General features: G+C 38.7%; 10 protein-coding genes. 6 read left to right on the forward strand and 4 right to left on the reverse strand.

What is annotated here, in order from left to right:
* Positions 1-52: 52 nt before the first annotated feature.
* Complete coding sequence (locus H346_RS0108650; RefSeq protein WP_027970736.1) at positions 53-1,960, forward strand: heparinase II/III family protein; 1,908 nt, start codon at positions 53-55, stop codon at positions 1,958-1,960.
* Positions 1,961-2,023: 63 nt separating this feature from the next.
* On the forward strand, positions 2,024-3,019 hold the full coding sequence (locus H346_RS0108655; protein WP_027970737.1) for a LacI family DNA-binding transcriptional regulator: 996 nt from the start codon (positions 2,024-2,026) through the stop codon (positions 3,017-3,019).
* 632 nt (positions 3,020-3,651) lie between these two features.
* Here the strand turns inward: H346_RS0108655 and H346_RS0108660 are convergent.
* Positions 3,652-6,333, reverse strand: a complete 2,682-nt coding sequence (locus H346_RS0108660) for a cation-translocating P-type ATPase (protein ID WP_027970738.1) — start codon at positions 6,331-6,333, stop codon at positions 3,652-3,654.
* A 329-nt stretch (positions 6,334-6,662) separates the two neighbouring features.
* Positions 6,663-7,070, reverse strand: a complete 408-nt coding sequence (locus tag H346_RS0108665; protein ID WP_027970739.1) for a YwiB family protein — start codon at positions 7,068-7,070, stop codon at positions 6,663-6,665.
* An 80-nt stretch (positions 7,071-7,150) separates the two neighbouring features.
* Between H346_RS0108665 and H346_RS0108670 the strand changes: the two genes are divergently transcribed.
* From H346_RS0108670 to H346_RS0108685, 4 genes are all read left to right on the forward strand, one after another.
* Entirely contained in the window at positions 7,151-8,452 is a 1,302-nt protein-coding gene (locus H346_RS0108670) for an HD domain-containing protein (RefSeq protein WP_027970740.1), read from the forward strand.
* A gap of 187 nt (positions 8,453-8,639) precedes the next feature.
* Positions 8,640-9,449: a sugar-phosphatase gene (yidA, locus tag H346_RS0108675; protein ID WP_027970741.1), complete on the forward strand. Its 810-nt coding sequence runs from the start codon at positions 8,640-8,642 to the stop codon at positions 9,447-9,449.
* Positions 9,449-10,675 carry an aminoacyltransferase gene (locus tag H346_RS0108680; RefSeq protein ID WP_027970742.1) on the forward strand — a complete coding sequence of 409 codons (1,227 nt, stop codon included), beginning with the start codon at positions 9,449-9,451 and terminating at the stop codon, positions 10,673-10,675. Before yidA ends, H346_RS0108680 begins: the two co-directional genes overlap by 1 nt.
* A complete protein-coding gene (locus H346_RS0108685) occupies positions 10,662-11,897 on the forward strand; it encodes an aminoacyltransferase (RefSeq protein WP_027970743.1) in 1,236 nt (411 codons plus the stop codon). The genes H346_RS0108680 and H346_RS0108685 overlap by 14 nt, the downstream gene beginning before the upstream one ends.
* 48 nt (positions 11,898-11,945) lie before the next feature.
* On the opposite strand, the gene tpiA is transcribed toward H346_RS0108685, so the two are convergent.
* Positions 11,946-12,704, reverse strand: coding sequence for a triose-phosphate isomerase (gene tpiA, locus H346_RS0108690; RefSeq protein ID WP_027970744.1), 759 nt, complete (start codon positions 12,702-12,704; stop codon positions 11,946-11,948).
* Positions 12,705-13,149: 445 nt separating this feature from the next.
* On the reverse strand, positions 13,150-13,959 hold the full coding sequence (locus H346_RS0108695) for an MBL fold metallo-hydrolase (RefSeq protein WP_027970745.1): 810 nt from the start codon (positions 13,957-13,959) through the stop codon (positions 13,150-13,152).
* Between the last annotated feature and the right edge of the window lies 1 nt (position 13,960).

Here is a 13,960-nt window from a genome sequence, read left to right on the forward strand (position 1 = left end):
GATTTCCATGACGGATTAGCAGGGCTCTTTTCTTTTGGAAAGGAGAATTTCTATGTCTTTAGCCATAACTCACTTCAAGGAACATCTTAACCTTTCTTTTTGCAGGGATTATATTCTAAACTACCATAAAATTACCTACAAAGAGCAAAAAAGGCTTGCTGATCTTCTTTTGGACAATACTTTTTTATTTACTGATAATTGGGATATGGAGCCCTGTCAGACACCTCAACAGTTAGATCCTATTACATGGAGCCAAGCGGTCACAGATGATCCTGAGTGGAACTTTATGTTGAACCGACAGACCTACCTGCAAAAACTCATTCTTGCTTATCTCGTTGAAAGACAGGAATGCTACCTTCTAAAGCTCAAGCAACTTATTTTCAACTGGATTGACACAAACGTACCATTACAACCTCATACTCTTGCAACTCGGACGTTGGATACTGGTATTCGTTGTTTTTCCTGGGTTAAGTGTCTTATTTATCTCAAATGCTTTAATTTCTTAACCACTAAGGAAGAAGCCACCATCCTTGATGCCTTAGAAAAGCAGATCCATTTTCTTCATACCAATTACCTTGATAAATATAGCCTTAGTAATTGGGGGATTTTACAGACTACTGCTATTCTTCTAGCTAATCATTACTTTAGCGAGCAATTAGACATTGCACCAGCCGTCGCATTTGCCAAAAAAGAATTACCCCTTCAAATTTCTCTCCAAATTCTTGAAGATGGTAGTCAATTTGAACAATCAACCATGTATCATGTCGAAGTTCTTAAATCACTTTTAGAATTAGCCGCCTTAGCACCGACTTATCTCCCACAACTAAAACCAACTCTTTTTGCAATGAGTGACTATATCCTAAAGATGACTGGACCTGATCACAAGCAAATTCCTCTAGGAGATAGTGATGTCACAGACACTAGAGACATCTTAACCTTAGCTGCTACCCTTCTTGAAGAACCTCGTTTCAAGGCAGCAGCCTTTAAAAATCTTGATATTGATAGCCTTCTTCTACTTGGTCAAGAAGGTGTTCAACGCTTTCAACAACTCCCTTTAGAAATACCGAAAGCTTTTGCCCACCATTTTCAAGACTCTGGGCACGTTATTATTAAAGAAAAGGATTATTACTTATTCTTTAAAAATGGTCCTATAGGAAGCTCTCATACGCACAGTGATCAAAATAGCCTTTGTCTTTATGTCAAAGACAAACCCATTTTTTGCGATCCTGGTCGCTACACCTATAAAGAAAATAGCTTACGTTATGCCCTAAAAAGCGCTAGCTACCATACCACAGCCTTTCTAGAAGACCAAGAACCAGAAATCATTCAAGGCTCCTGGTCCTACCTTTCTTATCCCAAATCTCATTTTTGTCAATTACGCCAAAAAGCGCACGCTTATCTGATTGAAGGAAGTTATCAAACCCAATTTACCGATAGGGAAAACTACCAGCAAGACCGGCAAGTCATTTGCCTACCTGAGGGCATATTTTTGATTTTAGATCATATCAAAGCTAAAGGAGGGCACCGGTTAGTGACCCAATTTATCCTTGATGACCAAGTAGAGGTACAGCCAGATAAAATTCATCAGTTAAAAATCATCAGTGACACTCCTTTTGAGATTGAAACAACTCCACTTTCCAAATGTTACAACCAATGCTTGACCAGCAAGAAATTGATCAAGCGCAAATCCTTTCAAAACCAAGGTTACGATAGCACGCTCTTGGTTCCTGAAGAAACCGAAGTGACAGTACTCACGCCATTACAAACAGGTCATTTGACACCCATTCCAAAAGCTCTTGCTTGGAATATTAGAGGAAAAAATTTTAATTATAGCCTTTGTGTCCTACAAGAAGATTTAGTGAGAGGGGAAAAGCTTGTTCTCTTAAATGGTTATAAAATTAGAGGAAAAGTGGTTGTTATCGACCACATAAAGAATGAGATTATTCGGCTTAAACACTAAATAAATTGCCTATTCATATGTTATAATAATACTAATCATTACTATACAAAAGGAGTGTATGCAATGCAGCGCAAAGTAACCATTAGAGATATTGCTGAATTGGCTAAAACTTCCAAAACGACAGTTTCCTTTTATTTAAATGAGAAATTCGATAAAATGTCAGAAGAAACAAAAAGTCGCATCAAAGAGGCCATCGAAGCCACTAACTATAAACCAAGTATTGCTGCCAGAAGCTTAAATGCAAAATCAACCAAGCTGATTGGCGTGGTTATTGGCGATATTACCAATAGTTTTTCAAATCAAATTGTCAAAGGAATCGAAAGCAAAGCACAAGAATTTGGCTACCAAATTATCATTGGTAATAGTAACTACGACCCCTCTCGTGAAGATGAGTTAATCGAAAAAATGCTTAATCTAGGGGTTGATGGTTTTATTATTCAGCCAACATCCAATTTTAGAAAATACTCACGAATCATTAACGTCAAGAAAAAGCATGTGGTTTTTTTTGATAGCCAACTTTACGAACACCGCACAAATTGGGTCAAAACTAACAATTACGATGCGGTATACGACACCATTCAGCAATGCATTAACAAAGGGTATCAAAACTTCATCATGATTACGGGGAATCCAAATCTTCTCAGCACACGTATTGAGCGTGCCTCAGGTTTTATCGATGTCTTAGAAGCTAACCACCTTGATTATCAGCAAATGATTATCGAAGAAAACCAAACAAGTTCTGATACCATTGCTCAATTTCTACAACACTCCCTAACCGAGAAAAGTCTCGTATTTGTTCCCAACTGCTGGGCACTGCCAAAAATTTTCACCGCCATGAAAACCTTGGACATTAATTTACCAGAAACTGGTCTCGTTGGCTTTGATAATACCGAATGGACGAAATTCTCCTCACCTAGTATTACCACAATTATTCAACCCGCCTATGAAGAAGGAGAGCAGGCTACAAAGATTTTAATTGACGATATTGAAGGGCTTAGCAAAGAAGCTAAGCAACAAATTTTTGACTGTCAAGTTAATTGGCAAGAGTCTACCTTCTAGTCTTTTTTACAACCGACTAGATAAAAAAAGTTGCGATTAGTGACCTTAACAATCCTAAGGTTCAGATGATGTTTTCTTAAGGAATGTTACATCACATTAAGAAAGCAAGAAAGTGCTATTATTCTTATCAATAAGAGGAAAAACAAAGAGGAACTCCGAATGCCTATCACCATTATTTCTCAGCTATCATTTCTCAACTCACTAGAAGATAAAGTCATCTTCATCAACAAAAGATATATGACCACTATTCCTAATCATAGTTCCAGAACCCTTTCACTTCCTGACAGCATCAATGGTTCATCCACTTATTCTTTATCCTGCAATCGGTTAGGCTTTCCCGCTATTAAGATTCAGGAGGGTGATACCATTTTTGTTGTCAATAATCCTTATTATAGGATTGCCATTATCGTGGTTTTACTCTGCTTTCTCAGTGTAATTTGCTTGAAATTTTCAACTATCCAACTCCCCTCTTTTTACGATCAATATTCTCTACTCCTTAATACTTTCTTGATATCAATGGTAAATTTTATTCCCCGTTATCGCCTTATCAAAGATGCCCCCAACTTGCACATCTAAGTTTTTAACATTAAAAAAGGTTCGAGACAACCAATCTCAAACCTTTTTTGTTACAACTAGATCGCTTTTTCATCTTGACCAAGTGAGCGCTGAACAGCTTTCACAAGTTCAACAAGAGCAACCATCAAGAGACTTCCGACAATGACCACCAACCATTGGGTGAGCGACAAGTGAGTCACGTGGAAGAATTTGTTAAATCCAGGAACAATTACTGTTGCCATCAAGGCTACAAAGGCTACTGGAATAGAGTAATTAAATAATTTATTCTTGAATAAACCAACCGTAAAGACTGATTGGTAAACCGATTTCACATTATAAGCATGTACCAATTGAATCAAACCAAGGGTCACATAAGCCATCGTCAGGGCATCAGCATGTACTTCTTTATAAGCCGTATGCTCTGGGAACATCAAAGCAAATCCATAAACACCAAGAACCAACATGGTTTGGAAAGCGCCTTGGTAAAGGATAGCTTCTTTTACCCCACCATCAAAGAAACTTGATTTACGTCCACGAGGTTTGTGTTTCATAACACCTGGTTCAGCAGGTTCAACACCAAGGGCAATAGCTGGTAAGGTATCTGTTACCAAGTTAATCCAAAGTAAGTGAACAGGTTGAAGCACATCCCAACCAAACAAGGTAGCAAGGAAGATGGTAAAGACTTCTGCCATGTTCGCAGAAAGTAAGTATTGGATTGTTTTTTGGATATTTGAAAAGACCTTGCGTCCTTCTTCAACCGCAACGATAATAGTTGCAAAGTTATCATCTGCAAGAACCATATCAGAAGCTCCCTTAGAAACCTCTGTACCTGTAATCCCCATTCCGATACCAATATCAGCTGTTTTAAGAGATGGCGCATCATTAACCCCATCACCAGTCATGGCAACAACCTTGCCTTCATTTTGCCAAGCCTTAACGATACGAACTTTATGCTCAGGAGATACACGGGCATAAACAGAATATTGTTTGAACACTTTTTGGAAGTCTTCGTCTGATAGTTCGTTGAGTTCAGCACCTGTAAAGACATGATCAACACCATCGTCTTCAATGATACCAAGACGTTTAGCAATAGCCTCTGCTGTATCTTGGTGGTCACCAGTAATCATGATTGGACGAATACCAGCTTCCTTAGCCACCTTAACGGCTTGCGCTGCTTCAGGACGTTCAGGGTCAATCATACCAACCAAACCAGAGAAGACAAGCTTAGCTTCAACAACTTCCGATTCTAAAGTTGGCAAAGTATCAGAATATTTGTAGGCCATCATCAAGACGCGAAGAGCTTGCTTAGCAAGGCTCTTATTGGTGTCAAGAATAGCTTGTTTATCAGCATCTGTAATCGGACGAACTTGCCCATTTTCTTCAATTTGAGTGAGACGCTTCAACAACTGGTCGGGAGCCCCTTTAACAGCAATGAAGTATTTGCCATCAGCTTGCTTATGAATAGTAGACATCAATTTACGCTCAGAATCAAATGGCAATTCTGCCACACGTGGTTCTGACGTCAAGACCTCACGAACATCAAAATTGTGATCTAAACCAAATTGTACCAAAGCGGTTTCTGTCGGATCACCTATCAATTTACCAGATGGATCAACTTTTGTATCATTAGCAAAGTTCATCACACGAAGGGTATTATTGTCAAAGGCAATATCAACAGATGAACTCTGAAGTGTCCCGTTAGTATAAACTTTTTCAACGGTCATTTGGTTCATTGTCAAAGTGCCTGTTTTATCTGATGCGATGATTTCAGTAGACCCCAATGTTTCAACCGCTGGTAACTTACGGATGATTGCATGACGTTTGGCAAGTACCTGTGTCCCAAGAGAAAGCACAACTGTAACGATAGCCGGTAACCCTTCAGGAATAGCAGCAACCGCAAGTGCCACTGAAGTCATTAGCCCCTCAAGTGGGTGTTGACCACGCAAGAAAACACCTACTGCAAAAGTCGCCGCTGCAATCACAAGGATAGCATAAGTTAGAATTTTAGAAAGGTTGTCAAGGTTTTGCTTCAATGGGGTATCTGTTTCATCAGCATTAGCAAGCATACCAGCAATGTGTCCAACTTCAGTATACATCCCAGTATTCGTCACAACACCCATCCCTCGACCATAAGTCACGTTTGAGTTTTGGTACCCCATATTGACACGATCACCAATACCGGCATCCTCAGAAACAGGTGTTGACAAGTCTTTTTCAACGGGAACAGATTCACCAGTCAAAGCTGCCTCTTCGATTTTTAAAGAATTCACTTCTAAAAGACGCATATCGGCTGGAACAACATCGCCTGCTTCTAGCAAGACAATATCACCAGGAACTAATTCTTTAGAATCCACTTCAATCACATGTCCATCACGGCGAATGCGAGCCAGTGGACTTGACATTGATTTTAAAGCTTCAATAGCCGCCTCTGCTTGACCCTCTTGGTAAACACCAAATGCCGCATTCAAAACGACGACAGCCAAGATGATAACCGCATCTGTCAGACCCTCCATGCCCTCAGTGATGACTGAAAGCACTGCCGCAACCAATAAGATGATAATCATTAAATCCTTGAATTGATCCAAGAATTTCATCAAAACACTACGTTTCTCACCCTCTGTCAGCTCGTTACGACCATATTCAGCTAGACGTTTTTGTGCTTCTACACTTGTCAAACCCTCACGGCTAGTCTCCAACTGAGTCAATACCGTTTCTTCATTTTGCGTGTAAAACGCTTCATGTCTTTGTTCTTTCGACAAATTAGTACCTCCCTTAAGTCTTTTTATCCTGCATCAAATAAAAAAACCTGTTTATTTTTCTTAAACAAGTCTCGCTGTTTCAGATTGTACCGGAAATCGAAATTCCGTATTGACGATACAATCACGGCTAACCGTCTGCTACTCCCTTGATATAATAATTATTATAGTAAAAATATCAACGAAAAACAAGAAAAAAACACTAAAAAATAGAGAAAAAACCAAAAATCATCAGATGATTTTTGGTTTTATTTGTTGTTTTTTATTATATTTTAACTTTTTTGGTGTTATTTAGGGATTTTTATAACTTTTTTATCTGATGATTTTTTTGATTACTCGTCATCAGTCTCAGGAAAGGTCCATCTTAACTCAAGTTGATAGCTCGCAAAAGACGTTTCCGTATTGACTTGCAATAAGTCATAGTGAAGAATCAAACACTGATCTGCTTGATACCATTGATAATGGTGTGTATCTGTTAGAAATGGTTGAATCCCCATAGGTGTTGGAAGAGTAATTAAGACCTTTTTCCCCACCAAAAATTTCATGATAGACTGCGGTTTGGAAAAACGACTCATGGTTAATGCCGTTTTATTATACTTGATGACAACCTTTTCCTTGTCATTATTTTGGTAAATCAGGTACTGGTAGCCCGCCTTTTCTCTCCATTCACAGTCATAAATTTCTTGAATAATTTCTGTCTCATCTCCAAAATGAATATGATTAGTTAGCTGTAATTTCATAGGCTCTCTTTCTATTCCATTCTCACTTGCCTATTCTATCAATTTCTCCTCATTTTATCAATTTTTGTTATAATAAGACTATGAATGAAAAAGTATTTCGTGACCCTGTTCACAACTATATCCATGTTAACAATCAAATGATTTATGACCTCATTAATGCGAGAGAATTTCAGCGTTTGAGACGTATCAAGCAGGTTCCTACAACCTCCTTCACCTTCCACGGAGCAGAGCACAGTCGCTTTTCACACTGTCTAGGTGTTTATGAAATTGCCCGTCGTGTCACAGCTATTTTTGAAAAAAAATATACCAACATCTGGAATCAGGAAGAAAGCCTAGTAACGATGACTGCTGCACTTTTGCACGATATTGGTCATGGTGCCTATTCTCATACCTTTGAGACCCTTTTCCATACTGATCACGAGACTTTTACTCAGGACATCATTACCAACCCTAATACCGAAGTCAATGCAATTTTGGTACGCCATGCCCCTGATTTTCCAGATAAGGTAGCCAGCGTGATTAATCACACCTATCCCAACAAGCAAGTTGTCCAACTCATCTCTAGTCAAATTGACTGTGACCGTATGGATTATCTCTTGAGAGATTCTTATTTCTCCGCTGCTAATTATGGTCAGTTTGATTTAATGAGAATCTTACGGGTTATCCAACCAGTTGAGGATGGTATTGTTTTTGATCGCAGCGGGATGCACGCTGTGGAGGACTATATCGTCAGCCGTTTTCAAATGTATATGCAGGTCTATTTTCACCCTGCTAGCAGAGCTGTCGAATTGATTCTCCAAAACCTGCTAAAACGAGCTAAGAAATTATACCCCGATCAAAAGAATTATTTCAAGAAAACCGCCCCCAGTCTTATTCCTTTCTTTGAAAAAACTGCCACGTTGAAAGATTATCTATCTTTAGACGATGGGGTGTTAAATACTTACTTCCAAGTTTGGATGATAAGTGAAGACCATATCTTATCGGACTTAGCTAGCCGCTTTATTAACCGCAAAATTCTAAAATCGGTCACCTTTGATCAAGACTCCCAAGAAGATTTGGAACGACTCCGCCAGTTAGTCGAATCAGTCGGTTTTGATCCTAATTACTATACAGGTATCCATATCAACTTTGATTTGCCTTATGACATCTATCGACCAGCATTAGAAAAACCCCGAACACAGATTGAGATGATCCAAAAAGACGGTAGCCGTGCCGAACTCTCACAGCTATCTCCGCTTGTCAAAGCTTTAACAGGAACCACTTATGGAGACCGTCGCTTCTATTTCCCAAAAGAAATGTTGGAACTTGATGACCTTTTTACATCAAGCAAAGAAGCATTCATTAGCTACATATCCAATGGACATTTTCATTTCAATAATTAAAGAGTTCTCATTTTTCTGATGCCTCATTAGTGTTTTACTTCAATAGAAGTTGATCAGATTTTCTCAAATAAAACGTTTTCTTGTGCTTTTCCTGACTTTCTTTCTCCATTCCATGACAAAAGCGCCTATTTTTAGTAAGATAATGGGTAGAGCATTTTTATGACCAAAGAAAAACAAGGAGAATTCCATGTCTATCAAACTTGTTACTGTCGATATTGATGGTACTTTAATCACCGATGATCATCGTATTACTGACGAGGTTTTTCAAGCCGTTCAAGAGGCTAAAGCTCAAGGTGTGCACGTGGTTATCGCTACCGGCAGACCCATTGCTGGGGTTACCACGTTACTAGAGCAACTTCACTTAAATCACAAAGGTGATTACGTCATTACTTTTAATGGCGGTTTAATTCAGGATGCTGAAACTGGTGAGGAAATCGTAAAAACATTATTGACCTACAATGATTACCTAGAAATTGAAAATTTAAGTCGTAAACTTGGCATTCACATGCACGCTGTCACCAAAAAAGGTATTTATACCGCTAATCGCAATATTGGTAACTATACCGTTCACGAAGCAACCCTCGTTCACATGCCTATTTTCTACCGTACACCCGAAGAGATGGCGAATAAAGACATTGTGAAAATAATGATGATTGATGATCCTGAACTCTTGGATAAAGCTATTCAACACATCCCTCAAACCTTCTACGACAACTATACCATTGTTAAATCAACGCCTTTTTATTTAGAATTCATGCCAAAAACTGTTAGCAAGGGCACTGCTATTAAGCACTTGGCAGAGAAACTTGGACTAGATATGTCACAAACCATGGCCATTGGCGATGCTGAAAATGACCGTGCCATGTTAGAAGTCGTTGCCAACCCTGTCGTGATGGAAAATGGGGTGCCTGAATTGAAAAAAATTGCCAAATATATTACGAAATCAAATAATGAAAGTGGTGTAGCCCACGCTATTCGTGAATGGGTATTAAATTAATGTATACATATAAAATCGGAGTTCCATCAGAAGAACATGATCAGTTTGTTCTGACACATCCACAAGCAAATCTCCTACAAAGTTCAGACTGGGGAAGTGTGAAAGATAATTGGAAACATGAACGTATTGGCTTTTATGAAGATGGCATTCAAGTCGCTGCTGCTGTTTGCCTCATTAGGCAACTTCCCCTCGGGCTGACCCTGATTTACATTCCCCGTGGACCAATTATGGATTATGCGAATTTTGAACTCTTAGACTTTGTGATTAAAAGTCTCAAAGCCTTTGGAAAATCAAGACGAGCACTCTTTATAAAAATGGATCCGAACCTACTTATAAAGCAGTATTTAGTGGAGCAAGAAGCTAATGAAAATGAATTCACCCTTTCTATCATTGCTTTTTTAAAGAAACTCGGAGTGGAGTGGTCTGGGCTAACCAAAAAGCTTGACGAAACGGTTCAACCAAGACTTCAAGCGAAGCTCCATACCAAAGATTTCGATTTCACCAATCTATCTAAAAAAGCCAAGCAATCTATCCGAACCGCAACCAATAAAGGAGTGGACATCACTATCGGCGGTACTGAATTGCTAGACGATTTTGCAGATTTAATGAAAAAAACCGAAGATCGAAAAGGCATTACCTTACGAGGGAAATCCTATTATCAAAAACTAATGGCCATTTACGCTGATAATGCCTACATTACCATGGCTAGTTTAGATTTACCCAAGCAAAGAGACCTATTGACCCAACAACTGAATAAAGCTCTAGCAGAACAAGCAAAATTTACGGTCAAGAGTAAGCCAAGCAAAGTTTCTGAAAATCAAAAGACCATCTACCGCCTAGAAAAAGACTTAGCCAATTTAAACGAGCAACTTACTAGTGGGAAACATCATATTCCACTAGCTGCTACTTTAACACTTGTCTATGGGGAAACTTCAGAAAATCTCTATGCTGGAATGGATGACGATTACCGCAACTACCAAGCACCTCTCCTAACATGGTATCGGACTGCTGAAGAAGCTTTCAAACGAGGTTGCCTCTGGCACAATTTAGGTGGTGTTGAAAATCAATTAGATGGCGGACTTTACCATTTCAAAGCAAGACTTAATCCCACCATCGAAGAATTTGCAGGAGAATTTAATGTCCCTGTTGGCTTGATTTCCAGATTAGCTATACTCGCTTACAATCTGCTCAAAACACTAAGGAGTAATACCAATGGCACTCATTGATATTTCACAAGAAACATTTGAACATTATTGCCAAGCACTAGACTACAATTCCTTTTTCCAGACCCCACAGATGGCTAACTTGTTGAGCAAAAGAGGGGCAAAAACACAATTTATCGGACTCAAAAAAGACGGTGAGCTAAAAGTCGCAGCAATGCTTTTTAGCCAAAAAGTAGCTGGTGGATGGCGCTTAGAACTCAATGCTGGTCCTAACACTAATTTCTCAGAATACCTAAAAGAATTTTACAGCCAATTATGCGATTATGCTAAGAAGAATCACGTTTTGGAATTAGTCGTTAAACCTTACGATAATTATCAGACTTTTGACGATGCTGGAAACCCGACTAGCATTCAAAATCCCAAAACCCTAAAGTTTCTGGAATCGCTAGGATTTCATCACGATGGCTTCAAGACTGGGTACCCAAATGGGGAGCCAGTTTGGCATTATCTTAAAGACCTAACCTCCCTAACATCAGTCAACCTCATGAATTCCTACAGCAAGAATGGCAAAGCGTTAGCCAAAAAAGCAAAAACCTTTGGTATCAAACTCCAAAAACTGTCTCGTCAAGAATTACAAGTTTTCAAAGACATCACGTCTGCTACCTCTGACCGCAGAGATTATGATGATAAACCACTCTCTTATTATCAAGATTTTTATGATAGTTTCGGTGATGCTTGTGAATTCATGATCGCCAGGCTTAATTTTACGGATTATGTCACCAATCTTAAAAAGAATCAAGATAAGCTGGCACTGAAAATAGCTCAATTACAACTTGACTTATCAAAAAATCTTAATTCAGTGAAAAAGCAGAATCAGCTAAGGGAATTATCAGATCAATTTGAAACGTTTGAAATTCGCATAGCGGAAGCTCAGAACTTTATTAATACCTACGGTGATAAAGAGGTGACTTTAGCTGGTAGTCTCTTTGTCTACACCCCTCAAGAGGCTGTTTACCTCTTCTCTGGATCTTTCACTGAATTTAATAAATTCTATGCGCCTACTCTCTTACAAGAACATGTCATGCAAACAGCAATCAAGAAACAAATTAAAACCTATAACTTTCTAGGGATTACAGGCAAATTTGATGGATCTGATGGTGTTCTTCGCTTTAAACAGAATTTTAATGGCTATATTATCCGAAAACTTGGAACTTTCAGATATTACCCAAATCCTTTAAAATATCGTATGATTGAGCTAATCAAAAAGCTATTAAAGCGCTATTAAAAAACTTCAGCAAAAAGGGCTGAAGTTTTTTAATAGTAAGTAAAGTCATTAGTTAACGAAATCAAGCAAGGCAAGGAAACTATCTGCTTCCAGTGAAGCACCACCAACAAGAGCACCGTCAACATCTGGGCAAGCCATGTAAGCATTAATATTTTCTGGTTTTACAGAACCACCGTATTGAACGCGAACTTTATCAGCAACTTCTTGACCAAAGTCGCTAGCTACAACGTCACGAACAGCTTTACACATCTTTTGAGCATCTTCTTGAGTAGCAGATTTACCAGTACCGATAGCCCAGATTGGCTCGTAAGCTAAAACAAGTGAAGCAACTTGATCAGCTGAGAGTCCCGCAAGTGCCGCAGATACTTGTGCTCCTACAAATGCAACAGCTTCACCTGCTTCGTAAGTTTCAAGTGTTTCTCCACAACATACGATTGGTGTTAAACCATTAGCAAAGATTGCTTTTGCTTTTTTGTTGATGTCTTCATCTGTTTCATGGAAGTAATCACGACGTTCTGAATGTCCAATCACAACATAATCCGTTCCCACTTCTGCAAGAGCCTTGGGAGATGTTTCACCAGTGAATGCACCTGTATTTTCAAAATAACAGTTTTGCGCAGCAACCTTAAGAACAGAATCTTTAGCCGCATCAATCGTTGTCACCAAGTTGATAGCTGGTACCGCTACGGCAACATCAACAAGAGCATTTGAAGGTAATTTGCTTGCTACTGTCTCAACAAAAGCTTTTGCTTCTTGAGGGTTTTTGTTCATTTTCCAGTTACCGGCAATAATTGGTTTACGTGACATTTCACATACCTCTTCTTTTTTTATTTACATTTTCTATTTTAACATATTTTACTTACTATTAAAAGAATACGGCTATATTTTAGGAATAGTTTCACAAAGAAAGTTTCTTTTTCTGAAAGTCTTTTCATAAACTTCCCTAAGCTACTATCCAGAAATTGAAAAAGTCAAGATTGAACCTAATGATATAACTCTAAAAATACCGAGTGAAAAGGGACGCTGTTCGCAAAAAGGCAAACAGGGGTTTCAAGACAAGATTTCAATTTTGAAGAACTGTTCCTTATTTTCAACAAGAGAGCAGACAGTTACAGTCAATTTCTGTGACACAAACCGACACCAAGCATATCCTTTTTATTTGATCTATCTCTATTAATGTCAAAAAAGAGGACAAACTCGTCCTCTCTAGATTTGCTATTGGGCAAGCCATATCATGATGTTTTTTTAAATCTTAAATCCTTGTCAAGGGACAGGCAGTGTCTGGTGATGTATCATGGATAGTGAAATCTGTTCCCACCCCCAAATCAGCCATGGCTAGTTGGTTAGTCATGGTCATGTGTGCCAATTCCTTGATATTATTTTCTTTGCTCAAATGCCCTAGAAATATTTTTCTCGTTTTATTGCCCACGCTTCTAATCATAGCACCAGCACCATCTTCATTGGACAGATGCCCCATATCTGACAAAATACGTTGTTTTAAAGACCATGGATAGGAACCTGAACGTAAAATTTCAATATCATGATTAGATTCGATGAGATAACCATCTGCATTTTCAATAATACCTGTCAGTCGATCACTCACATAACCGGTATCTGTCAACATGACAAAGGATTTATTGTCTTTCATGATACGATAAAACTGCGGATCAACAGCATCATGACTAACACCAAAACTTTCAATGTCAACATCTCCAAAAGTCAGCACCTTATCACGTTGAAAAACATGCTTTTGAGACAAATTCAAATTTCCCAACATCTGCCGCTCGTCCATTATTTCCCATGTTTTCTCGTTGGCATAAACATCCAAATGATACTTGCGTGCCATAACCCCGACACCTTTAATGTGGTCAGAATGCTCGTGTGTAATCAAAATAGCATCCAAATCTTCAGGTTTCCGATCAATCTCAGCAAGAAGACTAGTGATTTTCTTACCAGTCAGACCTGCGTCAATTAACAACCGTTTTTTAGGCGTTTCTAAATAAAAACAATTTCCTGTCGATCCTGATGCCAAAATACTATATTTAAAACCACTTTCCGTCATC

It is taken from the genome of Streptococcus castoreus DSM 17536, from assembly GCF_000425025.1.
In the GTDB taxonomy this organism is placed as follows: domain Bacteria; phylum Bacillota; class Bacilli; order Lactobacillales; family Streptococcaceae; genus Streptococcus; species Streptococcus castoreus.

Bases quoted from the DNA above. Each gene is read 5' to 3' on its own strand.
- H346_RS0108650 (WP_027970736.1), top strand. From the start codon at position 53: ATGTCTTTAGCCATAACTCACTTCAAGGAACATCTTAACCTTTCTTTT.
- H346_RS0108655 (WP_027970737.1), top strand. From the start codon at position 2,024: ATGCAGCGCAAAGTAACCATTAGAGATATTGCTGAATTGGCTAAAACT.
- H346_RS0108665 (WP_027970739.1), bottom strand. From the start codon at position 7,070: ATGAAATTACAGCTAACTAATCATATTCATTTTGGAGATGAGACAGAA.
- H346_RS0108670 (WP_027970740.1), top strand. From the start codon at position 7,151: ATGAATGAAAAAGTATTTCGTGACCCTGTTCACAACTATATCCATGTT.
- yidA (WP_027970741.1), top strand. From the start codon at position 8,640: ATGTCTATCAAACTTGTTACTGTCGATATTGATGGTACTTTAATCACC.
- H346_RS0108680 (WP_027970742.1), top strand. From the start codon at position 9,449: ATGTATACATATAAAATCGGAGTTCCATCAGAAGAACATGATCAGTTT.
- H346_RS0108685 (WP_027970743.1), top strand. From the start codon at position 10,662: ATGGCACTCATTGATATTTCACAAGAAACATTTGAACATTATTGCCAA.
- tpiA (WP_027970744.1), bottom strand. From the start codon at position 12,704: ATGTCACGTAAACCAATTATTGCCGGTAACTGGAAAATGAACAAAAAC.
- H346_RS0108695 (WP_027970745.1), bottom strand. From the start codon at position 13,959: ATGACGGAAAGTGGTTTTAAATATAGTATTTTGGCATCAGGATCGACA.